The following is a 25,605-nucleotide window of genomic DNA, read 5'->3' as shown; positions in this document are numbered from 1 at the left end:
TGGCCGCCCTGCCCGGCGCGGCGGCCCTGGGCCAGGCCATGGGGGGCGGCGGCAGCATGCCCGGCGAGTCCCGTTCCTCGCTGACCAAACTGGACCCCATCCCCCCCGAGCGCGGCTGGAAGTCGCTGGCGAACCTGCTCGAAGCCCTGAAGCCTGGCGTGGACACCCGCCTGGATCCCACGCCCTCGCAGATCACCGACCACATCGAACGCCTGCTGAACCAGGGCCAAGCCCAGGAAGCCCTGGCCATGATCGAAAAGCGCCAGGCCGATATCGAAGGCCAGCGCGGCACCGATGTGCAGCTGATGTTCCAGCACGCGCGCGCCCTGGCCGCGCTGAACCGCACGGACGAGGCCATTGCCATCTATACCGACATGACCACCCGCTTTCCCGAGCTGCCCGAGCCCTGGAACAACCTGGCGGCCCTGTATGCCCAGCAGGGCGACCTGGATCGCGCGCATGACGCATTGCAGATGGCCCTGCAGGCCAACCCCGACTACCCCGCCGCCCGGGCCAACATGGGCGATATACAGTTGATGATGGCGCTGCGCACCTACCGCAGTGCCGCGAACCGTGGCGTGCCCGGCATGGATGCCAAGGCACGTGAAATTGAAAATATGCTGAAGGAAAGCCAACATCCATGAATTCGCGCTACTCTCCCCTTCATATGCTGCGCCTGATGGCGTGCACCTTCGCGCTGGCCACCATAGTGCCGGCAACCGCCGGCGCCCAGCCGGCAGCCTCATCCACCCCCTCTACCTCAGAAGGCACGAAACCCATGAGCACCACTCCCCGCGTCAAACTGCAGACCAACCAGGGCGACATCGTCATCACCCTGGATGCGGAAAAGGCGCCCAAGACCGTGGAAAACTTCATCGGCTACGTCAAAGACGGCTTCTATGACGGCACCGTGTTCCACCGTGTCATCGACGGCTTCATGATCCAGGGCGGCGGCTTCGAGCCCGGCCTGAAGCAAAAGCCCACCAAGGCCCCCATCGAGAACGAAGCCGACAACGGCCTGAAGAACGACAAGTACACCCTGGCCATGGCGCGCACCAGCGACCCGCATTCCGCCACGGCCCAGTTCTTCATCAACGTGGGCAACAACGACTTCCTGAACTTCACCGCGCCCACGCCCAACGGCTGGGGCTATGCCGTGTTCGGCAAAGTCACCGAAGGCACCGACGTCGTCGACAAAATCAAGGGCGTCAAAACCGGCAACAGCGGCTTCCACCAGAACGTGCCGGCCGAAGACGTGATCATCGAGAAGGCCGAAGTCCTTGAATAAGGTCGCGTTGCAGGGCCCGGTTTGGCTGGCTTCCGATATCCACCTGGGGCCGGCCACGCCGGCCACTTCGGAAGCCTTCCTGGGTTTCCTGGACGCCGCCGCGGAAGAAGCCAGCGCCCTGCTGCTGCCGGGCGACATCTTCGACGCCTGGATCGGCGATGACGTGATCCAGGCCCCTCCGCCCTGGCTGGCGGCCGCGCTGCAAGGGCTGAAACGCACTGCGGCGCGCATTCCGCTGTGGCTGGGGCGCGGCAATCGCGACTTCCTCATCGGCACCGACCTGGCCGATGCGCTGGGCGCGCGATTGCTGCCGGAACCGGCGCTGCTGGAAACCGACTTCGGGCAAATACTACTGACCCACGGCGACGAATACTGTACGGACGACGCCGCCTACCAGCAATTCCGCGCCATGGTGCGCAACCCGCAGTGGCAGGCGCAGTTCCTGGCCCAGAGCATTCCCGAACGCCTGGCCATGGCGCAGCAGGCGCGCGGCGAAAGCCAGGCGGCCAACCAGATGAAGGCGGCCGAGATCATGGACGTGAACGCGCAGGCGGTGGAAGAAGGTTTCCGCGCGGCCGGCGTGGACATCCTGGTGCACGGCCACACCCACCGCCCTGCCCGGCACGTGCTGGAAGTGGACGGCCGCCGCCGCGAACGCTGGGTGCTGCCCGACTGGGACTGCGACCACGCCAATCCGCCGCGCGGCGGCTGGCTGGTCATCGATAGCGACGGCCTGGCGTTCTACGACCTGGACGCGGGCTGACACCAGGCCCACCCCGAAACGGCACACAAAAGGCACGGTGTCGGACACACAAGGTGTCCGGCTCCCATGGCGTTAACTTGGCCGCCGTCACTGCCAGGTGTCCGGCTCCCGCCAGGGTGCCGGACACCGTATGGTTACTTCGAGGCCAGCCAGATGGCCACCACGATGCCCAGCGCGATGCGGTACCAGGCAAAGCCGCGGTAGGTGTGGTTGGCCACGAAGCGCAGCACCGCGCGCACCACTACCAGCGCGCTGAAGAACGCCGCCACGAAACCCACGCCGATGGCCGACAGGTCCTGCGACGTGAGCAGGCCGATATTGCGGTACATGTCGTACACCGCGGCGCCCAGCATGGTGGGCATGGCCAGGAAGAACGAGAATTCCGTGGCCGTCTTGCGCTGGATGCCGGCGATCATGCCGCCGATGATGGTGGCTCCGGAACGCGAGGTGCCGGGAATCATGGCCACGCACTGCGCCACCCCCACGCCCAGCGCCTGCTTCCAGGAAATCTGCTCCAGGGTGAAGGCCGTGGCGCGCTCGTCCGACGCGGTGTCGTCGGAGGCACCCGGCGCATCGCCAGGCGTGTGATGCGTCTTGCGCTCCACCCACAGCATGATCAGCCCCCCCAACACCAGGGTGACCGCCACTACCCCCGGGTGGTAGAAGACTTCCTTGATGGTCTTGATGAAGATGGCCCCGATCACCGCGGCCGGCAGGAAAGCCAGCAGCAAATTGCGCGTGAACGCCACCTCGGCCGGCACGCCCGTGAGCGTGCCGCGGATCAATTGCCATAGCCGGGCACGGAAAATCCACATCACGGCCAGGATGGAGCCGAACTGGATCACCACCTCGAACACCTTGCCCGAACTGGAAACGAAGTTGATCCAGTCTCCGATCAGGATCAGGTGCCCGGTACTGGACACCGGAATGAATTCCGTCAGGCCTTCGATGATGCCCAGGAAAAAAGCTTTGATCAGGTATAGCGTGCTGTCTGTCACTGTGTGTGGCTAGGAGAGGGGTTAGTGGCTTTCGGCCTCGGCCTCGGCTTCGGCCGGCGCCAGCGGCATGCGCTGCACCTGCACCGAAGCAATCCGGCGGCCGTCCAGTTCCAGCACTTCGAAGCGGAAGTGATGGTGCGGGCCATCGTATTCGCAACTGTCGCCCGGCTGGGGCAAATGCCCGAAACGCGCCAGCAGGTAGCCGGCCAGGGTGGAATAGTCTTGCGAATCGTCGATCAGCCCTTCGGTTTCCAGCACCTGTTCCACATGGTGCAGGTCGGCCGCGCCGTCGATTTTCCAGACATTGTCTTCCACCGGCGTGATGTCGGGCAGTTCGTCTTCATCGGGGAACTCGCCCGCGATGGCCTCGAACACGTCGATGGGCGTGACCAGGCCTTCGATGGCACCGAACTCGTCGGCCACCAGCACCAATTGGCCGCGCGAACGCTTCAGGGTGTCCATCAGGCGCAGGATGCCGATGGACTCGTGCACGATGATGGGATCGCGCAGGCGATTGCGGCGGATGCGGCCATCGGTGATCAGGTCGGCCACCAGGTCCTTGGCGCGGCCGATGCCTATGACCTCATCCAGCGAGCCCCGGCACACCGGGAAGAAGCTGTGCGGCGCCTCGGTCAGTTGCTGGCGGATGGTGTCGGCATCGTCGTCGATATTCACCCACGACACATCGGTGCGCGGCGTCATGATGGACCGGATGGAACGTTCCGCCAGGGTAAGCACCCCGCTGACCATGTTGCGCTCTTCGACACCGAAGGCCTGCACGGCGGGCGCGTGGGCGCTGGGCATGGCGGCCTCTTCGCTGTCCGGCGGGCGCTTGCCCAGCATGCGCAGCACCGCGCTGGCGGTGCGGTCGCGCATGGGGCGGCTGGCATCCAGGCGCAGCAAGTTGCGGCGCGCCACCTGGTTCAGGGCCTCGATGGCCACCGAGAAGCCGATGGCCGCGTACAGATAGCCCTTGGGCACCTTGAAGCCGAAGCTTTCGGCCAGCAGCGAAAAACCGATCATCAACAGGAAGCCCAGGCACAGCACCACCACGGTGGGGTGCGCGTTGACAAAGCGGGTCAGGGGCTTGGACGCGATCAGCATGATGCCGATAGCCACGGTGACGGCGATCATCATGATGGCCAGGTGGTCTACCATGCCCACGGCGGTGATGACGGAGTCCAGCGAGAACACCGCGTCCAGCACCACGATCTGCAGCACAATGACCCAGAAGCTGGCGTACACGCGCGGGCCGGAGCCATTGGCCGCCTGGTTGCCTTCCAGTCTTTCGTGCAGTTCCAGTGTTCCCTTGAACAACAGGAACAGGCCGCCAACGAACAGGATGAGATCGCGCCCCGAGAACGTCATGGGGCCAATGGAGAACAGCGGAGCGGTCAAAGTGACCAGCCAGGACATGACGGACAACAGGCCCAGGCGCATGATCAATGCCAGGGACAGGCCCACGATACGCGCGCGGTCGCGCTGCGCAGGGGGCAGCTTGTCAGCCAGGATGGCAATAAAAATCAGATTGTCTATCCCCAGTACGATTTCAAGTACGACCAGGGTAAGCAGGCCGACCCACGCAGAGGGGTCCTGCAGCCACTCCATTGAGTGCTCCAAAAGTTGCGGAACCGCCAATCGTACCTGGAAATGCCGTCACTTGCCGGCAACATGCCGGCAAATGGACTGGAAACACGCGGAATTCCGGCGCCAGAATCAATATTGGCGCGGCTTTCGGAGCAATTGGGCGCGCCGGCCGCCGGCGCCCCCGGGGGGCTTAGTCCTGCTTGGGCTGCAAGGCAGCCAGCATCTGGGTGAAGATCTTGGGGCTGCCGGCCAATACATTGCCGGAATCCAGCCAGCCCTGCTCGCCGTCGAAATCGGCTACCAGGCCGCCGGCTTCTTGCACCAGCAGGCTGCCCGCCGCCAGGTCCCAGGGCTTGAGACGCACGCCGCAGAAGCCATCCAGGCGGCCCGAGGCCACGTAGGCCAGGTCCAGCACCGTGGAACCCAGGCGGCGCACGCCCGTGCTGCCCTCGGACATCTGGCGGAACCGCCCGCCGCCCGCGTCGATGTCGCCCGACTTGGGCCAGTGCGCGCCCAGCAGGGCCTCGCTGTAGCGGGCCCGGCCGGACACGCGCACGCGGCGGTCGTTCAGGAAGGTGCCGCTGCCGCGGCTGGCGGTGAATAGTTCATTGCGCGACGGGTCGTAGACCACGGCCTGCGTCACTTGGCCACGCTGGGTCAGGGCGATGGACACGGCGTAATTGGGCAGCCCGTGGATGAAATTGGTGGTACCGTCGAGCGGATCGATGATCCACTGGAATTCGGCATGGTCGGGCCCCTGCAGGCCGAACTCTTCGCCCAGCACGGCGTGGTCGGGGTAGGCGGCGTGCAAGGTCTCGACAATGGACTCTTCCGAGGCACGGTCGACTTCCGTGACATAATCGCGCGGCCCCTTGCGAGCCACGTTGAGTCGTTCCAAATCCAGGCTGGCACGGTTGATGATGGTGCCGGCACGCCGGGCCGCCTTGATGGCGATATTGAGCATCGGGTGCATAAAATTCCGTACGTATGCAGTAAGGGCTGCCACCCGGGTGGCCTTGCCGCGAATGCGGGGCAAACCCCGCCATACCCGCGCCAACGACCCGAAAAACCAGGAAGGCGTTAAGCCAAACTTGCTATTTTAAATGACTCAGCCATTTTCACGCGTCCAGTTCATCATGGTACAGCCCAGCCACCCCGGAAACGTGGGTTCGGCGGCCCGTGCCATCAAGACCATGGGCTTCCAGGAACTGGTCCTGGTCGAACCCCGTTTTGCCGACATGACCCGCCAGCCCGAGGCCGTGGCCCTGGCCAGCGGCGCGGCCGACATCCTTGAACGCGCGCGGGTCTGCGCCACCCTGGAAGAGGCCCTGGCCCCAGTTAGCCTGGCATTCGCCCTGACGGCGCGGGTACGCGACCTGGGCCCCCCGCCCTGCGACATCCGCCAGGCCGCCGAACTGACGCGGGAACACCTGGCCGCGCCGGGGTCCGGCTGCGCCGCGGTGGTGCTGGGCACGGAACGCGCCGGCCTGACCAATGCCCAGATCGCCCTGTGCCACCGTATCTGCCATATTCCGGCCAATCCGGAATACAGTTCGCTGAACGTGGCCCAGGCGCTGCAGCTGGCGGCCTGGGAACTGCGCTACGCCCTGCTGGCGGCCAACGGCGCCGCGCTGCTGCCCGCATCCACCGCCCACCAGCCCGACCCGGGGGCCGCGGCCGCCACCGGCGAAGCAGTGCAGGCCCTGCTGGCGCACTGGGAACAGGCCCTGGTGCACGTGGAATTCCTGGATCCGGCGCACCCCAAGAAGCTGATGCCGCGCATGCGGCACCTGTTCAGCCGCAGCGGCCTGACCCGCGACGAGGTCGACATGCTGCGCGGCGTGTGCACGGCCATGCTGCGCAAAAAATAAGGCGGGCCATCGGCCCGCCTTGGTCAATGACCCGGCCGCCCCGGAAGGCGCGGCCGAGGTCAAAGGCTTAGTCGACCTGCGCGCCCGAGGCCTTGACCACCGGCGCCCAGCTTTCGACTTCCGACTTGATGAAAGCACCGAACTCGGCCGGCGTGGTTTTTTCACCCACGGCGCCCAGGCTGGCAAAGGCTTTCTGCACTTCGGGGTTGTCTTGCGCCTTCACCATGACGGCGTTCAGCTTTTCGATCACTTCGGGCGGCGTGCCGGCCGGCGCGATCAGGCCGAACCACGACGACACGTCGAAATTGTCGAAGCCCGATTCCTGCATGGTGGGCAGGTCGGGGGCTGACGGCGAGCGCGTGGCGGTGGTCACGGCCAGGGCGCGCAGCTTGCCGGCCTGGGCATGCGGCCACGACGAGGGCATGTTGTCGAACATGAACTGCACCTGGCCGCCGATCAGGTCGGTAACGGCCGGGGCGCTGCCCTTGTAAGGCACGTGCAGCACATTCAGGCCGGCGCGCATCTTGAACAGTTCGCCCGCCATGTGAATGGACGTGCCGCTGCCCGACGATGCGAAAGCCAGCTTGTCGGGATTGGCCTTGGCGTATTCCACCAGTTCTTTCACCGACTTGACCGGCACGCTGGGGTTCACCACCAGGATGTTGGGCACCTTGGCGCCCAGGGCCACCGGCGTGAAGTCCTTGGTCAGGTCGAACGAAACGTTCTTGTACAGGGTCTGGTTGATGGCGCTGGTAACGGCCACGAACAGCAGGGTGTAGCCATCGGGCTTGGCGCGCTTGACGTAGTCGGTGGCGATATTGCTGCCCGCGCCCGGCTTGTTCTCGACCACGAACGACTGGCCCAGGCCTTCGGTGAGTTCCTTGGCCATGATGCGGGCGATGACGTCGGTGGTGCCGCCAGCGGAAAAGCCCACCACGATATTGACCGGGCGTTCCGGGTATTCGGCGTGGGCGCTCGCGCTCAGCGCCAACGCACCTAGCGCACCGGCCAGCAGTGACGTGGCGTGACGAACGAAGCGGGGTTTTTGACCTTTGGTCATGTAGTGTCTCCTGTGAAATTGTCCGTGGGACGGACGCTCTAGACTTTGTTACGGGGGCGATTTTCCACTAGTCAGCTCTGCTTCAGCAAGGTAGAGTCCACGCTGCGGACAGTAAACTTGTCATCGGCCACCCCGTCCGCCTGGAAACCAGATTGACCGCTACACCCGAGGCTTGCATGTCGATTTCAGAAAATTCTTCCGGCCCGCGCACCTTGCGCCGCGGGCTGGCGGTATTGGCCGCGCTGCGCGACCAGGGCGCGGCCGGGCTCAGCGTGACCGACATCGCCCGCCTGACATCCATCCAGCGCCCCACCATCTACCGGCTGCTGGCCGCCCTGCTGGACGCGGGGCTGGTGCTGCCGGTGCCCGGCACCAAGAAGTACCGGGCCCAGTGGGCCACTTGCGCCGATAACACGGCGCCCGACCCCCGCATCAGCCAGACCTTGCCCAGCCTGCGGCGCCTGGCCGAACGCACCGGCGACGCGGTGTTCCTGGTGGTGCGCGAAGGAGATGAATCGGTCAGCCTGCACCGCGAGATCGGCGGCTATCCGGTACAGATCCTGGCCACCTACGCCGGCAAGCGCCAGCCGCTGGGCGTAGGATCAGGAGGCATGGCCTTGCTGGCCGCCCTGTCAGACCCGGTTGCCCATGGCATCGTCGAACGCAATTCGGGCTACCTGGACGAATACGGCGGCATGACCACGCACGAAATGCACCGGCTCATCGAGAACACCCGCGCGCGTGGCTATGCGGTGGTGGGCAACCACGCCGTGCGCGGCGCGCTGGGGGTGGGCTGCGCCCTGCTCGACCCGCAAGGCGCGCCTATCCTGGCCATCAGCGTGACGGCCATCATCGACCGCATGCCGGCCCCGCGCCAGCGCGAGATCGCGGGCTGGATCAACGCGGAACTGGCACGCCTGTCGACGCGCACCTGATCAGGCAGCCGAATGGCTGTCTTCCTTGGGCGGCGCCTGGATTTCGCGCACGGGAATGGGCGGCTTGAAGCCCGCCGAACCGAGCGTCTGGCGGATCTGGTGGAACAAGTCCCAGCGCAGGTCCCAGTACTGGGCCGCCGCGCACCACATGCGCAGGTTGACCACCGTGCCGTTGTCTTTGTATTCGCTGACCTTGATCTGCGGCGCCGGCTCTTTGCTGACCAGGGGATGCTCGGACACCAGCCTGGTCAGACTGGCCAGGGCCGCGTCCAGGTCGTCGCTATAGTGGACCGTGACGGGAATATCAAGCCGGCGCGTCACGTTGCGGCTGTAGTTGGTAATGGTGGCGTTCCATACCACGCTGTTGGGCAGCGACACATGAATGCCGTCCACCTGGACCAGGCGGCACAGGAACAGGCCGACTTCTTCCACCGTGCCCTCGGTGCCGCTGCTGAGCGCCACGTACTCGCCCGCGCGCAAGGGGCGCAGCATCAGCAGCATGATGCCTGCGGCAATGTTCTGCAGCGTATTCTGCAACGCCAGGCCCACGGCCAGGCCGGCGGCGCCCAGCACGGCGATCAGGCTGGCGGTTTGCACGCCGAAGCGCGCCAATACGGCTATCACGGTGAAAATGCGCACCGTCCACACCACCACGGTGTAGAACATGGGCACGATGGTGGGGTCGACACGCGGCGAACGCGTGGCTGCGCGCCGCACCCAGCGCCCCAGCAAGGCGGATATCCACCAGCCGACGATCAGTATGAGCAAGGCCATCACCAGATTGACCGCCCCATCGGCCAGGCGCGGCATCCAGGCTTCCAGGCCTACCAGATATTCATTCATGCAAGCTCCCAAGATACGGCGCGCGCGCGCCACCATGAACGGGCACGCCGGGTTTGTTCAATCGAAAACTGTATCAGATGGGCGTGTATGCACAAAGAATCGTGCGGCCGCGATACCCACTGCCCGCTGCCTGCGGGCCGGGCAGGTCATTACAGCCTTCTGAAGTGGTTGTCCCACGACAGGCCGGGCGCAGGCGGCAGCACGGACTGCAGCGCGTCCCGGGGACCGGCCGTCACCAACGCTCCGCGGCCGCTATTCAGCAGGAAGCGCCGCGGGCCCAGCGGCGCCACGCCGCAGCCATCGGCCAGGGGCGTCATGCCCAGGCACTGGCCAGTGGCGGCATCCCAGTACACGACCTGGCTGCCCACCGGGCTGCTGGTGGCAATGACCTTGCCGGCGGGATCCGCCGCCACGGAACCCACGTAATTGCGGAACCCGCGCAGGATCTCGTCCGGGCCGGCATACAGTTCGGGCGCGTGCCCGCGCCGGTGGCGTTCCACCAGCGGCGGCCGCTCGCTGGCGGGGCCGGTATGCTGGCAACCGAACCACACCGCGCCATCGCCCGCGATAGCCAGGTGGCGGATCGACAGGCGATGCAGCGATTCGGGCAATTCCACGCGCTCGATCAGGCGGCCGTCGTGGGCATCCACATAAGCCAGCGACGGCCGCATGGTGTCCAGGTTCAGTTCCAGCTTGCCGTAGTCTGGGTGCGTGAGGATGCCGCCGTTGGCCACGCACAGTGTCTTGCCATCGGGCAGCAGCACCACTTCATGCGGGCCGATGCCACCGGTCTCGAACTCGCCGATGCGGCGGTACGCGCCCCCGTCCGAGGTGTCGTACACCCCCAGCACGCCGTAGCCCGCTTCATAGTGGTTTTCCGTGGCCAGCATGCGGCGGCCGTCCGGCAGGAACACACCATGCCCGAAAAAGTGGCGCCCTTCGGCCGCCTGCAGGGGCAAGGGCGGCTGCGCGCCATCGATGCGGAAAGCCACCGCGAAAAAACCCGGCTGGCGGCCGAACACCACGGCACGGTTGCGCGCCGGATCCAGCGCAAAACTATGGCCGCGCGCCGGCATGGGCACCACCTGGCGCTCGTGCCCGCCCGCGTCCAGCACCACGGCCTCGTAGCGGTCGCCCGCAAGGCGCGCGGCCAGGTACAGCGGGGTATCAGCGGCGGCTCGCAGCGTGGCGGGGCTTAGCCCAACGGCGGCGGCCAGGGCCAGAAAGCGGCGGCGGTCAATCTCCATCGAGCGCATTGAATCCAATCATGACGCCCAACGCGGGCGCGAAGTTCTGGTCGACGATATCTTTGGCGTTTTTCAGGATCAGGGCGGCCAGCGCCAGGCGCTGCCAGGACTCGGCATTCGCCACCGCCTGGTCCAACGGGCCATCCTGCGCCTGCAACACCGCCGCGGCGCGGTCCAGTTCGCCCTGCACCGACTGTTGTATCCAGGCCTCGCCTTCGGGGTACTGGTAGCCGCCGGCATCGAAAAAGGCACGCATATTGTTGACGCTGGCCGCCAGCATGGGCAAGGCCAGGCCGCTGCGCCAGAATGCCGCGCGCTTGGGCCGGGCCGCTTCGGGCGATTCCCCGATCACCGGCAGCAATTTGACGTCGCGGGCGAACTGCAGCCCCGTCGACAATGCCTTGACGGCCTCGGCGGCCACCTCTTGCTGGCTGCGGTACAGGTCATTGCCCGCCCGGGGGTTCGTGAATTCGCGGCCGTGGTCGCCCTGCGGACTCCATGCCTGCTGCAGTTCCGTGGCCACGCCGACGATATTGGCGGCCACGGCCACGGCATAGCGGCATGCGTAGGCCATGTCCTTGCCTGCCGGGGCATCCAGCAGGCCGGGCTCGTCATACAGCACGTATTCCAGCGCCGGCAGGCCCTGCATGGCCACGCTGCGCGCGCCCAGCGCCCCGGTTTCCAGCAATGCCGGATCGGCCTTGGCCAGCAGGCCGCGCACCTGCCGCTGCATGACGCCACGCGTGTCCGGCCAAAACGCCAGTTTTTCGTAGCGGTTGCCTTGCACCAGCGGCCCGAATCGCAGGAACTCCACCCCCGCCCAGGCCAGCGCCGTATCGCGGAATGCCTGGCGCACAGGCTGTGCATCGCCCTTGCCGCCAGCTTCGCACCAGCCGGCCAGGGCCTGTTCCAGCCCATCCGCCTGCTTGACCAGCTTGGCCACCGCGGGCCGCGCGTAACCGTCGGCCAGCCGCTGGCCCAGGTCTGCCGGGGGCGCGGCCGGCGCGGCCCACGGGGCCAGCGCCACCACGGCCGCCAACAGGCATTGCTTGGTCTTGCGCATTCTTGTACTCCTTGCTGCTACGCTCACAGCGATTCCAGGAAGCGGATCAGGTCCGCCCGCTCGTCGGGCGTCATGGCCACCACGCGATCGCGCGCGGCCTGGGCTTCGCCGCCATGCCACAGTACGGCTTCCAGCAGCGACCGCGCCCGGCCGTCATGCAGCCAGGTGGCATTGGGATTGACCGTGCGGGTCAGCCCTATGCCCCACAGCGGCGGCGTGCGCCATTCACTGCCGCTGGCCTCGCCTTCCGACACGCCGTCGGCCAGGCCCTCGCCCATATCGTGCAGCAGCAAGTCGGTGTAGGGCCATATCAGTTGAAAACGGTGTTCTTCACGCTGGGCGTCGCGCCGGGTCACGTACTTGGGCACATGGCAGGCCACGCAGTTGGCTTCGTAGAACAGTTTCTTGCCCGCCAGCACGCGTGCATCGTCCACGTCGCGCCGCTGCGGCACGGCCAGGTTCACCGAATAGGTGGTCACGAAATCCATCAGTTCAGCCGGCACTTCGTGCTCGCCCAGGCGCGGCTGCGCGCCGTGCGGCAGGTCGAAGCAGGCGGCCTGGGCCTTGGTGCACTCCCCATAATGGCTGGGGAACATCGGTGTGGACAAGCCCATGTCGTTCGAGAACGCCACGGCGCTTTGCTGTTCCACCGAGGGCTGGCTGGCCTTCCAGTTGAAACGGCCCAGCGCCTTCTTGCCGGTGCGTTCATCCAGGACCCAGTTGGGGCGGCCGCTGATGCCGTCGCCGCGGTCGGCCCCGGCGTTGGCCAGGATGTCGGCGGGGTGTATTGCCTCGAGCAGCCCCAGCCCTATCATGGGCGGCGCCAGGCGGGGCGAAATCTGCACATCGGCGCGCAAGGGGCCGTAGGCCGGATCTTCGATCCGGTAGGTGGGTTTCATCAGGGTGGCCACTTCGCCCCCGTTCAATTCCACGCGCACCGGTTCGTATTCGATTTCCAGGCGGCCTTCGGCCGGCAGCCCGGGTACCGAGAAATTCTGCAGTTGCGATCCATACACGGGCTCGGGCACGAACGGCAGTTCGCCCGATGCCAGCTGGCGCCGCTGCTCGTCGGTCGTGGGCGGCACCGCCAGGCGCAGCAACAGCGCCACGGCGTCCGACCGCTCCATGGGATCGAAGCCGGGCACCGTGCCGCGGCCGTCCTTGGTATGACAGGCCTGGCAGGAACGGGCGTTGAACAGCGGCCCCAGGCCGTCGGAGGCCTGGGTGGACGACGGCGCCGACACCCAGTCTTTGCGGAACAGGCCATTGCCCACCAGGAATTCCTGGCGCCCTTCGAAAGTGAGGTTGGCCGATGGATGCGAGAAGATGTCGGCGTTGATCAGCTTGCGTGTGGTGGTGGCGCCGGCAGGCAGGGGTTCGAACTGCTCGGGGCGGGAAAAATCATCCGTGGGCGCCGTCACCTTGCCCACGCGGGCGCGATCCTGCTCGCTCAGGTCATCGCGCCCGTCGGAAGCCACGGCGGCGCCGGCTGTTGCCAGCGCCGCCAATACTGCAACAACAGTCTTGCTCACTGGAATACGGCTTCCGGGTTGTCCAGGCTATCCGAACCTTCCATCGACACGTCGCCCAGTTCCAAGGCGGCAATGACGCGCTCCAGGCTGCGGGTCTGGTCGATCAGGGCGTCGATGGCTTTCTGCACCACGGCATTGCCTTCAGTGTTGCCGCCGGCAATCATCTGATCGTAGGTTTCGACTTTCTCGGCGCGATCGCGCATGGCCTGCATGGCGGCCACGGTGGCATCCAGCTTGCTGCGCATCTCGGCGTCGAGCTTGGGGTCGCTTGCCTTCACCAGGTCGGACAGGCTGGCGCCCGACACGCTCTTGCCGTCCACGCGTTCATAGGCGCCCAGGTAAACGTTACGGATACCGAGCTGGTTGTAGTAGTGCGAATTGTGGGTGTTGTCCGAGAAGCAGTCGTGCTCTTCTTCGGGGTCGTTCAGCATCAGGCCCAGCTTCATGCGTTCGCCGGCCAGTTCGCCGTACGACAGGCTGCCCAGCCCCGTCATCATGGCCACCATGCCCGCCTTGGGATCCTGTTCGACGGCCTTGCGCGCCTCGCCGCCGGCCTTCCAGTTGCCCACCATTTCTTCCAGGTCGGTAACCAGCAGGTCGGTAACGGCGCGCAAATATTGCACCCGGCGCTCGCAATGGCCGCCCGTGCACTGGGCGGGGTCGAAATCGGTGTGCGGGCGGTTGCCCGAATGGCGCTCTTGCGGCGTGCCCTGGCGGTCTTTCGGCGCCGGGCCGCTGCCGTTCAGGTCCTGGCCCCATAGCAGGAATTCGATGGCGTGGTAGCCCGTGGCCACGTTCGCCTCGTTGCCATCGGCCTCGTGCAAGGTTTCGGTCAGCAATTCGGGCGTGATGGTCGTGACGTCGATGGTCTTGCCGCCCACCGAAATCTTCGAGTTGGCGATCACATTCACTGCGTAGAACGCGTTCTGGTCGCTTTCGGTGCCGTACGAAGCATCCACGTAGTCGATCAGGCCCTCGTCGAGCGGCCAAGCGTTCACGCTGCCTTCCCAATCGTCGACGATGGGGTTGCCGAAACGGAACGCCTCGGTCTGCTGGTAAGGCACGCGCGCCGCCAGCCAGGCCTGGCGCGCGGCCTGCAGGGTTTGCGCGCTGGGTTTCTCGATCAGCGCGTTGATGGCCGTGCGCAGGGCCTGGGCCGAAGCCAGCGAATCTTCATAACCCGCCAGCGCGATGTCCGCGTAGGTTTTCACCACCGCCTTGGGTTCGGCCGCGGCCTGGGCGGCGCCTCCGGTCAGGGCGGCCACCAGCAGCGCGCCATAAAGCAACTTGCGCATCGGAACAATCTCCTTGTGGGAAAGGCGCGCCCCGCGTGGCCGCGCCCTTTTAGAAATCGAGCATTACCGATGCAAGTGTAAACAATTTTCGTTTAGTATTCAGTGAATCGTCAGTCAGGTGGCCGTCAACTGCGGGCGGCAGGCTGCAGCCAGCCGCGCAGCAAGCGGGTAATGACGGGAATGCAGATGAACGACAGCACTGGCGTCATGCAGGCGGTGGTTACCAGTACACGCCAGAACAGCGGCATGGCGCTCAATTGGTCGTTCAGCAGCGCGCTGAACAGCAACAGCATCGGAAAATACGCCAGCCAGATGCTGACGGCCTGCTTCCAGCGCGGCGGCGCGCTGCGCGGCGGGCCGAACCAGGCATCCATGCCGCTGGCCCGGTCTACCCGGCTGGCGCGCACCAGGCTGCTGCCGCGTTCCAGCCACATGCGGCGCGGCAGCGAGTTTTCCCAGCGCGCCAGGCTGCCCGCGTCATTGAAGCGCAGCACGATCTGGTATTGGTCGCCGCCTTCGGGCGGCTGCAATACACCCGATCCCAGGAAACCGGGAAAACCGGCGGCCAGGATTTCCCCCTGCCGCATCCAGGCCAGGAAATCGCCGTAGCGTTCGGGCGAGATATGGCGGGTGACCAGCATGGTGACGGGGGCGGGAAGATGGGCGGTCATGCGGAACTCCTTGCTGCGTGCGGGCCGGCCCGGGACGGTGCTCGGCCCCCTGGTGTTTACCCTAGCAAACCCTGTGCCAACTTCCTGGAGATGTGGCGGCCCCGGGGCAGGCCCCTGCTCGCCGCGGCATCCGGGTTATCCCTGCACCTTTTCATGCCCTGCCACGCCGGCAATCGTGCGGCGCGCACTGTTCTGGTGCGTGTTGAGCCGCTCAATAAGCGGGTCTACACTGGTTCACTTCTTTGTCCACGGAGCCTGTGTCATGAGCAACTACAAGATCGCGGTGTTCGTCGGCAGCCTGCGGGCCGCCTCCATCAATCTGCGGCTGGCGCGCGCCCTGGAAAAGCTGGTGCCCGCGAACGTCACGTTCGAATATGTCAACCTGAACGTACCGCTCTTCAACCAGGACGACGAAATGTCCATGCCGGAATCCGCCGCCAGAATGAAGGCCCTGATTGCCGAGGCCGACGGCCTGTTGTTCGTGACCCCCGAGCACAATCGCTCGATTCCTGCCGCCCTGAAAAACGCCATCGACTGGGGCTCGCGCCCGTGGGGCAAGAATTCCTGGGTGGGCAAGACCGGCGGCATCGTCGGCACGTCGCCCAGCGCGGCCGGCACGGCCATGGCGCAACAGCACCTGCGCAACATCCTGGCCGCCGAAGGCGTGAACGTGCTGACCACACCCGAAGTCTTCCTGCAAACCACGGAAGGCCTGATCGACGACCAGTACGCCATCACCAACGAGGGCACGCGCAAGTTCCTGCAAGGCTGGCTCGACCGCTACCTGGCCTGGGTGGCGCAGCACGCCGCCTGACCTATTTATCCACCGGCCGCCATGGCGGCCGGCGCGGGCCGCACTTATCCCCGCGCAATGTGGATAAACCCTTGTACAGTTTTCGAACAAGCGCAAAAAGTGCATGCGCCGCAGGCACTTACGGCACGCGCTCACGCAATGCGCAGCCGGGCGGGCTGACACCACCGGATCCGCAGTGGTAATGGCTCATCACCACAGGCACCCACATACAAGACGTCTGGCTTCCATGGCCCACGGGTGTCTGGCTCCCGCAAGGTGCCGGACACCGTCCGACTGAGATCTTCGCGGCACACAACGGTGTCTGGCACCCTGACGGGAGCCAGACGCCAATCTCCCCGCGCCGGGCACGTTTTTATATCTGCCACACACCTGCCACATAAGCGGTGCGCAAAGCGCCGCCACGCGCAGTCATTGCACGGTATTAATTTTCTGTAGCAATGATCACGTCATAGAGACCCCTTAATCTCTGCCCCGATTTGGCTGAATGTCAGCTTAATTGCCCAACTAAATCCCAAAGAGGTCTAAATGTCTTATCTGACAGACAAGCTGCGCGCCCCGCATCGTGAGGCACAAGGAGAAGTCACGGTGCCCGGCCAGATGTTCGACGAGATCGTCGCCGCGAACCCCGCCCGCCGCACCCTGCTGCGCAATAGCGTGGGCCTGTCGCTGCTGTCGGTGTTCGGCGGCACGCTGGCCGGCTGTGGCAGCAGCAGCGACGATGACGACGACGCGCCTGGCGGCGACAACGGCGGCGACAATGGCGGTGGCGAGAACCCCACCGACCCCGTCGGCCCCGATTACTCGGTGAACTTCAAGCCCCTGGCCGACAACCTGACGCCCGACACGGTGCTGGTACCCGAAGGCTATATCGCCGAAGTCCTGTATTCGGCCGGCGACAAGTGCATGATTGGCTCGCAGGGCTATACCGGCATTCCGCAGTCGTACCCCGCCACCGAAACCCAGGCCGGCGGCCAGCACGACGGCATGCACTTCTACGCCCTGGAAGGCGTGGATCCCAGCAAGGGCGGCCTGCTGGTCTTGAACCACGAGAACGTTGATTCGCGGACCCTGGACACCACCACCGACGGCGTCAAGACCAACCTGTCGAACGTGGGCGTGTCGGTCATTGAAATCGCCCGTGGCGACGACGGCAAGTGGTCGGTGGTCGAGAACTCGAAGTACAACAAGCGCTATACCGGCAATACGGTCTACAACGTCAGCGGCCCCGCCGCCGCGTCGATCAGCCCCACCGTGGTGGGCACGCTGAACAACTGCGCCAGCGGCAACACCCCTTGGGGCACCTACCTGACCTGTGAAGAAACCACCAACAACTACTGGGACAACACGCAGCCTGAAGAAGGCTACGGCTGGGTGGTGGAAATCGATCCGTATGAACCGACCTCGACCGCAGTCAAGCGCACCGCCATGGGCCGCTTCGACCACGAGAACACCGCCTACATGCTGGACGAGAACAACCGCCTCGCCGTCTACATGGGCGACGACGGCACTCCTGGCTGCATCTACAAGTTCATTCCCACCCGCGCCTACGACCCCGCCAACCGCGCCAACAACATGGGGCTGCTGGACGAAGGCACGCTGTACGCGGCGCGCTTCAACGACGACGGCTCGGGCAACTGGGTGGAACTGACCGTGGGCAAGAACGGCCTGACGGCCGGCGCCGTGGATCCGGGCAATTACACCCAGGTGGCTCCCGGTTCGCTGCCCTCGCAACAGATCATCGACTTCAACTCGCAGGCCGACGTGCTGATCGAGACCAAGGCCGCCGCGCGCGTGGCGGGCGCCACGCTGATGGATCGCCCCGAGTGGATCACGGTGGGCCTGGACAAGACGGTTTACTGCACGCTGACCAACAACGGCAGCCGCCGCCGCACCAGCGCCGCCAACCCGCGCACCAACAACTCGCACGGGCACATCGTGCGCTGGAAAGAGCGCGGCGATTCCCCGCTGGCCACGACTTTCGAATGGGAACTGCTGCTGCTGGCCGGCTACGACGAGTCCGAAGGCGAAGCCGCCAACCTGACCGGCACCATCAATGGCGACACGTTCTCCAGCCCGGATGGCATCCGTATCGACACCCAGGGCCGCCTGTGGGTGCAAACCGATTCGGGCGCGACCGACGCCGATGAGTTCGGCCACAACGCGATGTATTACATCGACCAGGAAACCGGCGAATCCAAGCGCTTCCTGGTGGGCCCGGTGGGCTGCGAAATCACCGGCATTGCCTATAACGAAGACCTGACCACGTTCTTTATCAACATCCAGCATCCGAACGGCGCGTGGAACACCGTGCGCGCCGGAGGTGGCGACGCGCGTTCGGCCACGGTGGTCGTGCGCCGCGAAGACGGCAAGCCCGTGGGCGCCTGATACAGACAGGGGCAACTTTGGGCGGCGCCTCAAGGCGCCGCCTTTTTTATTGCCGGCGTTCCGGCGCGCGCCTTACTCGCCGTCTTCGAGCCGCATGCCGATCTTCAAGCCTACCTGCCAGTGGGCAACCTTGCCATTCTTGATGTGTCCACGAACTTCGGTCACTTCAAACCAGTCCAGATTGCGCAGTGTTTCCGACGCGCGCGCAATGGCCTGCACGACGGCGTCGTCGGACGACTTGGTGGACGATCCCACCAGTTCGATCTGCTTATAGACATGACTGTTGGACATTGTTCGTCTCCCTGTTGAAGGGCCGGCGCAGCCTGGGGCGGCATGCCTTGGCGAAAAACCCGGCAGCCTGGCCTTGCCTGGGCCCGGACAGCCCATTGTGGCATGCCCCGGCGCGGCTGCCTACGTCGCCGGCCTGGCCTTCCGTCCCCACTCCGGACTCCAAGATAATACTTATTGCGACCGGGTATTTTTTGTCTTAGATTATTTTCGGCGCCGGAAATTTTGTCTCACATCATTCCGGCTTGCAGCCCACGGCGATTCCGGCCACAGCGCCACCGTCGCCCAGTACACAAGCACACTTCAAACAGGTACTTTCCGCCACCCCGGCGGAACGCGCTGGCTGCCGTACCGACATCATTGCATTCGATATCGTTCTGCCTCGGCAGGCGCGATTGCCTTTTATACCTTTCCGGAGGTGCCTCGGCCTTCTTCACGTTCAACGTTGGTCGCTTTTGCCGTTGCTCATTGCAGGTGATTTACAGGTTTCTCAACAGACTAGATTTCTGCGTTCATTACCTGGAGACAGTCATGAAAAGAAGAACCTTCATTACCAGCGGTGCCACCGCGGTTGCAGCTTTATCGACCCAACCCGTGCTGTCGCAATCGCCGCCCGTGCCGGGCCAGCCGCTTTCCCCCGTGGAACTAGAATCGGCCGCGGCGCGATTGCGAAAACAGTTCAGCAAGACCTTCGAACCCGCCTACGTCGAGAATGTCATCGTTCCGTATTTTCTGGTCAGTGTGTACAACGGCGAGCGCCCCACACTGCCGATGATCGATCTGAGCCTTACCAAGGAAAACGCCCTGCCGAATGACCTGTGGGGCCTGTTGAGCCCGACATGGCGTCCCGCGCCCCAGGATGGCGTCACGGTATTCCTGCAAGGTCTGGAAAAACGCGGGCCCGACAACCTGCGCAAGCGTATCTACATGTCGGCGATCACTCCAGACTTGTACGACAAAATGTATGGCCCCAAAGTGCGGGCGTTCTTCGACGCGCTGCTGGCGCCCGGGAATGCGGGCAAGCCCCTGATGCGGCCGTACCTGGAAAACTATTGGGACCTGTATTGGGACCTGCACCTGGGGGTCAAGAATGAAGGCATACCCGACCGGGTACGCGAGATCGGCGAGGCATTCAATACCGTGCTGGCCTATCGCGACCCCACCCAGCATATCGTGTACGAAAACTACATGACGGTGCGCACCCACCTGGATTTTCTCAAGGGCTGGATCGACGAGAAACTGGCCGAGATCGGTTCGGGCAAGATCCCCAACCCCGAGCAGACATTCGCTTGGTACTGGATCAAGAATGGAGAAGAAAGCGAGCACTTCAGCCACAAGGACGTGGTGTTCGAGTGCTTCCACAACTTCGTCGCCTTCAGCCAGTGGGGCAACACCCTGTACAACATCATGGTGAAACTCAGCCGGGATGCCGGCGACGCGGACACCCGGGCGTGGTTCAAGAAAACCATGGAAGGCAACGGAGCCGGCGCAAAAGACGCCGCCTTCCCGCCCCTGGAACGATTCGTGATGGAACTGTTCCGCACCATCTCGCCCAACGGAGGAAGTATTTCAGCGCTGGAAGAAAATCGTCCGCCGCGCTTCGAGCGTCACGGCTATATCGTCAGCCCGCACACCAGCACCAGCATGGATCCGGTGCAATGGCGAGACCCGCAGGCGTTCGACCCGTCGCGCTACGAGCAGGCCCCCACCAGCGACCGCGTCGACCTGGCGCATGTCGAGAAAATGGGCCTGGCGGCCTGCCCATTCGACCGGAGCGCATTCGCCGTGAAGGACGGGCGCAAGGTAGAGATGCAGAACAGCGGGTTCGGCACCGTGTTCGGCGTATCGGACGGCAAGGCCATGCCGGTGTGCGACCACGCGGGGTTCGCGCCCTTTGGTTTCGGCTACCGGCGCTGCCCGGGCGAGCAACTCACCATCCACGCCATCGAGGACTTCCTGCGCAAGGTCTGGAAAGACAAGATCGAATTCGTGAAGCTCGATATCGCGAATCCCGAGCCATTGCCCATCGGGCCCACCACCGTCATCGGCGACAACGTCGGGTTCCAGCGGCCCGCCTGAACGCGCCACCCGCCAGAGCACTGCCGTGACGGCGCGCTTCGTCGCGAGCCTTTGCGCAGCCAGGCGCCCAGTTGCCCAAGCGGCGCTGGGCGCTGGGCTGCTGGCCGCCCAGGCGTTCGGTCCCGCATGGACGCAGGGACGGTCGGCGCGCGACTATTTGAATGCGCCCGTAGATACCTGGCTGACATTCGCCAATTCGAACTATTCCAGTTCGATAACACCGGGGGACGGCACCGATATCTCGGCGCGGGTGCGCGCGGATGTGTTCTCTCAATCGGTAATTCTCACGCGCACCATGGATTTCGGCGGCCGCACCGGCGGCCTGTCGGTCATTGCGCCATACGTCGATGCGCGTGCCAGCGCGGCGGGCGCCAGGATGTCCAACCGGGGAATGTCCGACCTGGGCCTGATGTGGCAGATGAACCTGTTCGGCGGCCCGGCGCTGACGCGCGAGCAATTCCGCCATTTCGTTCCCCAGACTTTTTCCAGCGTACACCTGATCGTGCTGGCGCCTACCGGCAAGTACGACGCCGCGAACCCCATCAACCCCGGTTCGAATCGCTGGACGCTCTACCCCACCGTCAATTACAGCTACACGCCAGACCAGGGATGGACCTGGCTCGAACTGTACCTGTCGGCCAAATTCTTCACCAGGAACCGCGATTTCGGCTTTGCCGGAGGCACCCTGAGCCAGAAACCGCTGTATCTGGCCGAACTCCATGCCAGTCGCAACCTTACCCCCAAGCTGTGGGTTTCCGCGGACGCCTACTATGGCGTGGGCGGCGAAACACGGATCAACGGCATCGGCCAGGACAATGCCGCCAACACCTTGAGATTGGGCGTGGGCACGGGTTTCCACGTGTGGCAAGGCGGCCAGATGATGCTGAACTACGAGCAGGTCGTGGCGAAACCCGCCGGCCAGCCGGACGCCTGGACATTTCGCCTGAAAATTCAGCAGATCTGGTGAGATTCGCCGCGAAGCTGCCGTTGCAAGACGGTGCCCCGCGCGCGGCAGGCAACGAAAAACCGGCCAGTGTCGCCACTGGCCGGTTTCCGTATTCCGAGGCGGCTGCCCGCCCCGCAAGCCCGCTATCAGCCGATCGAGGCCAGCACCTTGTTCAGCGTGGCGCTGGGGCGCATGGCCTGGCCGGCCTTGGTTTCGTCGGGCTGGTAGTACCCGCCGATATCCACCGGCTTGCCTTGCGCGGCCTTCAGTTCGTCCAGGATCTTGGTTTCGAACTCGGCAAAGGCGCCGGCCGGATCCTTGAACTGCGCCGCCAGGGCGGTGTCTTCCGTCTGGGCGGCCAGGGCCTGGGCCCAGTACATGGCCAGGTAATAGTGGCTGCCGCGGTTATCCAGGCCGCCCACCTTGCGGTCGGGCGACTTGTTGGTGTCCAGGAACTTGGCGGTAGCCTGGTCCAGCGTGCGGGCCAGCACCTGGGCGCGGCCGTTGCCGTAAGCGCGGCCAAGGTGGTCGAGCGATTCGGCCAGGGCCATGAATTCGCCCAGCGAGTCCCAGCGCAGGAAGCCCTCTTCGACGAACTGCTGCACATGCTTGGGCGCCGAACCGCCCGCGCCGGTTTCGAACAGCTGGCCGCCGGCCATCAAGGGCACGATGGACAGCATTTTGGCGCTGGTGCCCAGTTCCATGATGGGGAACAGGTCGGTCAGGTAGTCGCGCAGCACGTTGCCGGTAACCGAGATGGTGTCCTGGCCGGCGCGGATGCGCTTGAGCGAGAAGCGCGTGGCCTCGACCGGGTCCAGCACACGAAGATCCAGGCCCGCGGTGTCGTGGTCGGCCAGGTACTGCTTCACCTTCGCGATCACCTGGGCATCGTGGGCGCGCTTTTCGTCCAGCCAGAACACGGCGGGGGTCTTGGTCAGGCGGGCCCGCGTGACGGCCAGCTTGACCCAGTCTTGCACGGCCGCGTCTTTGGTCTGGCACATGCGCCACAGGTCGCCCGCCTGCACGGCGTGCTCCAGCAGCACGGCGCCGGCGGCGTCGGTGACGCGCACGGTGCCATCGGCGGGGATGGTGAAGGTCTTGTTGTGCGAACCGTATTCTTCGGCCGCCTGGGCCATCAGGCCCACGTTGGGCACGCTGCCCATGGTGACGGGGTCGAAGGCGCCGTTGCGCTTGCAGTCTTCAATAACGGCCTGGTACACGCCGGCGTAGCAGCGGTCGGGAATGACGGCCTTGGCGTCCTGCAGTTCGCCAGCGGCATTCCACATCTTGCCGGAATCGCGGATCATGGCGGGCATGGACGCATCGACGATCACGTCGCTGGGCACATGCAGGTTGGTGATGCCGCGGTCGGAATTCACCATGGCCAGGGCCGGCAGGGCCTTGTAGGCCGCATCGATGTCGGCGGTAATGGCGGCCTGCTGGTCGGCCGGCAGCGCCTGGATCTTGGCGTACAGGTCGCCGATGCCGTTGTTGGGATTGAACCCGGCCTGTTTCAGGACGTCGGCGTGGCGCGCCAGCACGTCCTGGTAGAACACGGACACGACCTGGCCGAAAATGACGGGGTCCGAGACCTTCATCATGGTGGCCTTCAGGTGCACCGAAAACAGCACGCCCTGAGCCTTGGCGTCGGCGATCTGGGCCTGCAGGAAGCTGCGCAGCTTGCCGGTGGACAGCACCGCGACGTCGATGATCTCGCCGGCCTGGACCGGGGTTTTTTCCTTCAGCACCGTCTTGGTGCCATCGGCGGCGGCAAGCTCGATTTTCACGTTCCCGGCAGCGGCCACGACGGCGGACTTTTCGCTGCCGTAGAAGTCGCCGTCGTCCATGTGCGACACGTGCGCTTTCGAATCGGCGCTCCAGGCGCCCATTTTGTGGGGATGCTTGCGTGCGTAGTTCTTCACCGACAGCGGCGCGCGGCGGTCGGAATTGCCTTCGCGCAGCACGGGGTTCACGGCGCTGCCCTTGACCTTGTCGTAGCGCGCCTTGACGTCGCGTTCGGCGTCGGTGGCGGGTTCGTCGGGGTAGTCGGGCAGTTTGTAGCCCTGGGCCTGCAGTTCTTTGATGGCGGCCTTCAGTTGGGGCATCGACGCGCTGATGTTCGGCAGCTTGATGATGTTGGCGTCGGGCGTAACGGCCAGGGCACCCAGTTCGGCCAGGGCATCGCCGATCTTCTGGCTGTCGTCGAGATATTCGGGGAACACGGCGATGATGCGGCCGGCCAGCGAGATGTCGCGGGTTTCTACCGTGATTCCGGCGGATTTGGTGAAAGACTGGACGATGGGCAGTAGCGAACGGGTGGCGAGCGCCGGGGCTTCATCGGTAAGGGTGTAGATAATCTTAGGAGTGTGAGCCATGGATCTTCGAACGTGCACGAACACCAGCACAGGCCCGGACATGCGTTGCGGACATGGTCGCCGGTGTCGTTGTTGGGTGGGGGTCAGGGCCGGCGCATTCGAACGTCTTCCCTCTATGCCGGAAGCCCTGCCCTTATGTACTGTCGCGGGTAGGTGAAACCGCCATCTGCGCCCTATTGTATTACTACCTGCGCGCCCACCCGAAACGGCGCCGCCGCGGCGCCGGGCTGTGGCGCGTTCCGCCCGACCCTGGCCGCTATTGCCGCGTTATAGTGCGGGGTTCGGCCCACGTTCCATCCAGATTCACCGAATGCCACAAACCGACCTTTCCGGCCACACTCCCATGATGCAGCAGTACCTGCGCCTCAAGGCCGAGGCCGGGCCGCTGCTGCTGTTCTATCGCATGGGCGACTTCTATGAAATGTTCTATGAAGACGCCGAACGCGCCGCCCGCACCCTGGGGCTGACGCTGACCAAGCGCGGCACCTCGAACGGCACGCCCATTCCCATGGCCGGCGTGCCCGTGCACGCCATGGAACAATATCTGGCGCGCCTGGTGGGCCAGGGCGTGTCGGTGGCCATCTGCGAACAGATCGGCGACCCGGCCGCGTCCAAGGGGCCGGTGGAACGCCGCATCGTGCGCATCGTCACACCCGGCACCCTGACCGACGAGGCCTTGCTGCCCGCCAAGGCCGACCGGGCCCTGGCCGCCGTATTCCTGGGCGGCAAGGCGCGCAATGCCCGCGCCGGCCTGGCCTGGCTGAATCTGGCCAGCGGCGAATTCCGGGTAACCGAATGCGCCCCGGCCCAGGTCGAATCCGAGCTGCACCGCATCGCGCCCGCCGAGCTGGTGTGCGCGGAAAGCGCCGAGCTGGCGCTGGCCTTCGACGGCGCGCGCACCCGGGTGCCCGACTGGCATTTCGAAAGCGACGGCGCGCGCGCCCACCTGCTGGCCCATTTCAAGACCGACACCCTGTCGGGCTTCGACGTCGACGACATGCCCGGCGCCATCTGCGCGGCCGGCGCCCTGCTGCGCTATGCCGCGCGCACGCAATCCCAGGCGCTGGCCCACGTGCAGGGTATTGCCGTAGACCGCCCCGGCCAGTATGTGCTGATGGACCCGGTCACCCGCCGCAACCTGGAACTGACCCAGACACTCAGCGGCGAAGATGCCCCCACCTTGTTTTCGCTGCTGGACGGCTGCCAGACCCCCATGGGCAGCCGTCTGCTGCGCCGCTGGCTGCATCATCCCTTGCGCGACAACTCCCCCGCGCAGGCGCGCCAGCAAGCCATATCGTGCCTGCTGGCCGGCCGCATGGACGTGGCCCAGACATTCGCCGCGGCCCAGTCGGTCGACGGCGTCGCCGACGACGGCTACGCCAAGCTCCGCGGCAACTTCAACCAGATCAAGAAGCTCAAGGCCAAGTACCCCCACCTGAAGGCCGTCGTCTCGCTCGGCGGCTGGACGTACTCGAAGTTCTTCACGGACGCCGCCATGGCGTGCTGACCATGATGGACAACACCTGGGCCAGCCCCCTGGGCTTCCAGCCGCTGGCGCATGGCGT

Annotated in this window: 21 protein-coding genes and 1 pseudogene; 10 read left to right on the top strand and 12 right to left on the bottom strand. The window is 65.2% G+C overall.

The genetic code is table 11. The features are described from left to right. Positions 1–8: 8 nt before the first annotated feature. The 3 genes from LPZ50_RS05440 to LPZ50_RS05430 all read left to right on the top strand — a co-directional run bounded on the left by LPZ50_RS05440 (position 9) and on the right by LPZ50_RS05430 (position 2,051). The gene (locus tag LPZ50_RS05440) at positions 9–644 is read left to right on the top strand and encodes a tetratricopeptide repeat protein (RefSeq protein ID WP_419195568.1); all 636 of its coding nucleotides are present in this window, start codon (positions 9–11) and stop codon (positions 642–644) included. Between the two features lie 134 nt (positions 645–778). Next, entirely contained in the window at positions 779–1,288 is a 510-nt protein-coding gene (locus LPZ50_RS05435; protein WP_329957642.1) for a peptidylprolyl isomerase, read from the top strand. Beyond that, entirely contained in the window at positions 1,281–2,051 is a 771-nt protein-coding gene (locus LPZ50_RS05430; RefSeq protein WP_230658599.1) for a UDP-2,3-diacylglucosamine diphosphatase, read from the top strand. Before LPZ50_RS05435 ends, LPZ50_RS05430 begins: the two co-directional genes overlap by 8 nt. Positions 2,052–2,185: 134 nt before the next feature. Here the strand turns inward: LPZ50_RS05430 and LPZ50_RS05425 are convergent, their stop codons facing one another. The 3 genes from LPZ50_RS05425 to LPZ50_RS05415 all read right to left on the bottom strand — a co-directional run bounded on the left by LPZ50_RS05425 (position 2,186) and on the right by LPZ50_RS05415 (position 5,609). Then, positions 2,186–3,049: an undecaprenyl-diphosphate phosphatase gene (locus tag LPZ50_RS05425; RefSeq protein ID WP_230658597.1), complete on the bottom strand. Its 864-nt coding sequence runs from the start codon at positions 3,047–3,049 to the stop codon at positions 2,186–2,188. Positions 3,050–3,070: 21 nt separating this feature from the next. Continuing rightward, the gene (locus LPZ50_RS05420) at positions 3,071–4,657 is read right to left on the bottom strand and encodes a TerC family protein (protein WP_230658595.1); all 1,587 of its coding nucleotides are present in this window, start codon (positions 4,655–4,657) and stop codon (positions 3,071–3,073) included. A gap of 169 nt (positions 4,658–4,826) precedes the next feature. After that, on the bottom strand, positions 4,827–5,609 hold the full coding sequence (locus LPZ50_RS05415) for an inositol monophosphatase family protein (protein WP_230658593.1): 783 nt from the start codon (positions 5,607–5,609) through the stop codon (positions 4,827–4,829). A 130-nt stretch (positions 5,610–5,739) separates the two neighbouring features. Here LPZ50_RS05415 and LPZ50_RS05410 point away from each other — a divergent pair, with 130 nt between their 5' ends. Further along, positions 5,740–6,507, top strand: a complete 768-nt coding sequence (locus tag LPZ50_RS05410; protein WP_230658591.1) for an RNA methyltransferase — start codon at positions 5,740–5,742, stop codon at positions 6,505–6,507. Between the two features lie 67 nt (positions 6,508–6,574). Here the strand turns inward: LPZ50_RS05410 and LPZ50_RS05405 are convergent, their stop codons facing one another. Beyond that, positions 6,575–7,567: a Bug family tripartite tricarboxylate transporter substrate binding protein gene (locus LPZ50_RS05405; RefSeq protein ID WP_230658589.1), complete on the bottom strand. Its 993-nt coding sequence runs from the start codon at positions 7,565–7,567 to the stop codon at positions 6,575–6,577. Between the two features lie 176 nt (positions 7,568–7,743). Here LPZ50_RS05405 and LPZ50_RS05400 point away from each other — a divergent pair, with 176 nt between their 5' ends. Next, positions 7,744–8,502: an IclR family transcriptional regulator gene (locus LPZ50_RS05400; RefSeq protein WP_230658587.1), complete on the top strand. Its 759-nt coding sequence runs from the start codon at positions 7,744–7,746 to the stop codon at positions 8,500–8,502. Here LPZ50_RS05400 and LPZ50_RS05395 read toward each other — a convergent pair whose 3' ends face one another. The 6 genes from LPZ50_RS05395 to LPZ50_RS05370 all read right to left on the bottom strand — a co-directional run bounded on the left by LPZ50_RS05395 (position 8,503) and on the right by LPZ50_RS05370 (position 15,153). Then, a complete protein-coding gene (locus LPZ50_RS05395) occupies positions 8,503–9,345 on the bottom strand; it encodes a mechanosensitive ion channel family protein (protein WP_230658585.1) in 843 nt (280 codons plus the stop codon). Between the two features lie 149 nt (positions 9,346–9,494). Beyond that, entirely contained in the window at positions 9,495–10,592 is a 1,098-nt protein-coding gene (locus tag LPZ50_RS05390; protein WP_230658583.1) for a DUF1513 domain-containing protein, read from the bottom strand. After that, positions 10,582–11,655, bottom strand: a complete 1,074-nt coding sequence (locus LPZ50_RS05385) for an imelysin family protein (protein WP_230658581.1) — start codon at positions 11,653–11,655, stop codon at positions 10,582–10,584. Before LPZ50_RS05385 ends, LPZ50_RS05390 begins: the two co-directional genes overlap by 11 nt. A 23-nt stretch (positions 11,656–11,678) precedes the next feature. Further along, positions 11,679–13,187 (bottom strand): di-heme oxidoredictase family protein, encoded by a 1,509-nt coding sequence (locus LPZ50_RS05380; protein ID WP_230658579.1) that lies wholly within the window; start codon positions 13,185–13,187, stop codon positions 11,679–11,681. After that, a complete protein-coding gene (locus LPZ50_RS05375) occupies positions 13,184–14,482 on the bottom strand; it encodes an imelysin family protein (RefSeq protein WP_230658577.1) in 1,299 nt (432 codons plus the stop codon). Before LPZ50_RS05375 ends, LPZ50_RS05380 begins: the two co-directional genes overlap by 4 nt. A gap of 125 nt (positions 14,483–14,607) precedes the next feature. After that, positions 14,608–15,153 carry an antibiotic biosynthesis monooxygenase gene (locus tag LPZ50_RS05370; RefSeq protein WP_230658575.1) on the bottom strand — a complete coding sequence of 182 codons (546 nt, stop codon included), beginning with the start codon at positions 15,151–15,153 and terminating at the stop codon, positions 14,608–14,610. A gap of 262 nt (positions 15,154–15,415) precedes the next feature. Between LPZ50_RS05370 and LPZ50_RS05365 the strand changes: the two genes are divergently transcribed. Together LPZ50_RS05365 and LPZ50_RS05360 are read left to right on the top strand one after the other, a co-directional pair. Beyond that, positions 15,416–15,967: an NADPH-dependent FMN reductase gene (locus tag LPZ50_RS05365; RefSeq protein WP_230658573.1), complete on the top strand. Its 552-nt coding sequence runs from the start codon at positions 15,416–15,418 to the stop codon at positions 15,965–15,967. Positions 15,968–16,492: 525 nt separating this feature from the next. Further along, positions 16,493–18,352 (top strand): PhoX family protein, encoded by a 1,860-nt coding sequence (locus tag LPZ50_RS05360; protein ID WP_230658570.1) that lies wholly within the window; start codon positions 16,493–16,495, stop codon positions 18,350–18,352. A gap of 72 nt (positions 18,353–18,424) precedes the next feature. Here LPZ50_RS05360 and LPZ50_RS05355 read toward each other — a convergent pair whose 3' ends face one another. Further along, on the bottom strand, positions 18,425–18,643 hold the full coding sequence (locus LPZ50_RS05355) for a dodecin (protein WP_230658568.1): 219 nt from the start codon (positions 18,641–18,643) through the stop codon (positions 18,425–18,427). Between the two features lie 528 nt (positions 18,644–19,171). On the opposite strand from LPZ50_RS05355, the gene LPZ50_RS05350 reads away from it, so the two are divergent. Then, positions 19,172–20,719 (top strand): hypothetical protein, encoded by a 1,548-nt coding sequence (locus tag LPZ50_RS05350; protein WP_230658565.1) that lies wholly within the window; start codon positions 19,172–19,174, stop codon positions 20,717–20,719. A gap of 157 nt (positions 20,720–20,876) precedes the next feature. Further along, a complete protein-coding gene (locus LPZ50_RS05345) occupies positions 20,877–21,686 on the top strand; it encodes a transporter (protein ID WP_230658562.1) in 810 nt (269 codons plus the stop codon). Positions 21,687–21,811: 125 nt separating this feature from the next. On the opposite strand, the gene LPZ50_RS05340 is transcribed toward LPZ50_RS05345, so the two are convergent. Further along, positions 21,812–24,040 carry an NADP-dependent isocitrate dehydrogenase gene (locus LPZ50_RS05340; protein WP_230658559.1) on the bottom strand — a complete coding sequence of 743 codons (2,229 nt, stop codon included), beginning with the start codon at positions 24,038–24,040 and terminating at the stop codon, positions 21,812–21,814. 310 nt (positions 24,041–24,350) lie between these two features. On the opposite strand from LPZ50_RS05340, the pseudogene LPZ50_RS05335 reads away from it, so the two are divergent. After that, positions 24,351–25,409: pseudogene (locus tag LPZ50_RS05335) on the top strand (DNA mismatch repair protein MutS); the annotation flags it as partial. Positions 25,410–25,605 lie beyond the last annotated feature (196 nt).

It is taken from the genome of Bordetella petrii, from assembly GCF_020991325.1.
Lineage (GTDB): Bacteria > Pseudomonadota > Gammaproteobacteria > Burkholderiales > Burkholderiaceae_B > Bordetella_A > Bordetella_A petrii_E.
The sequence above is the reverse complement of the archived record's forward strand: the minus strand, read 5'-3'. Positions and strand labels throughout refer to the sequence as shown.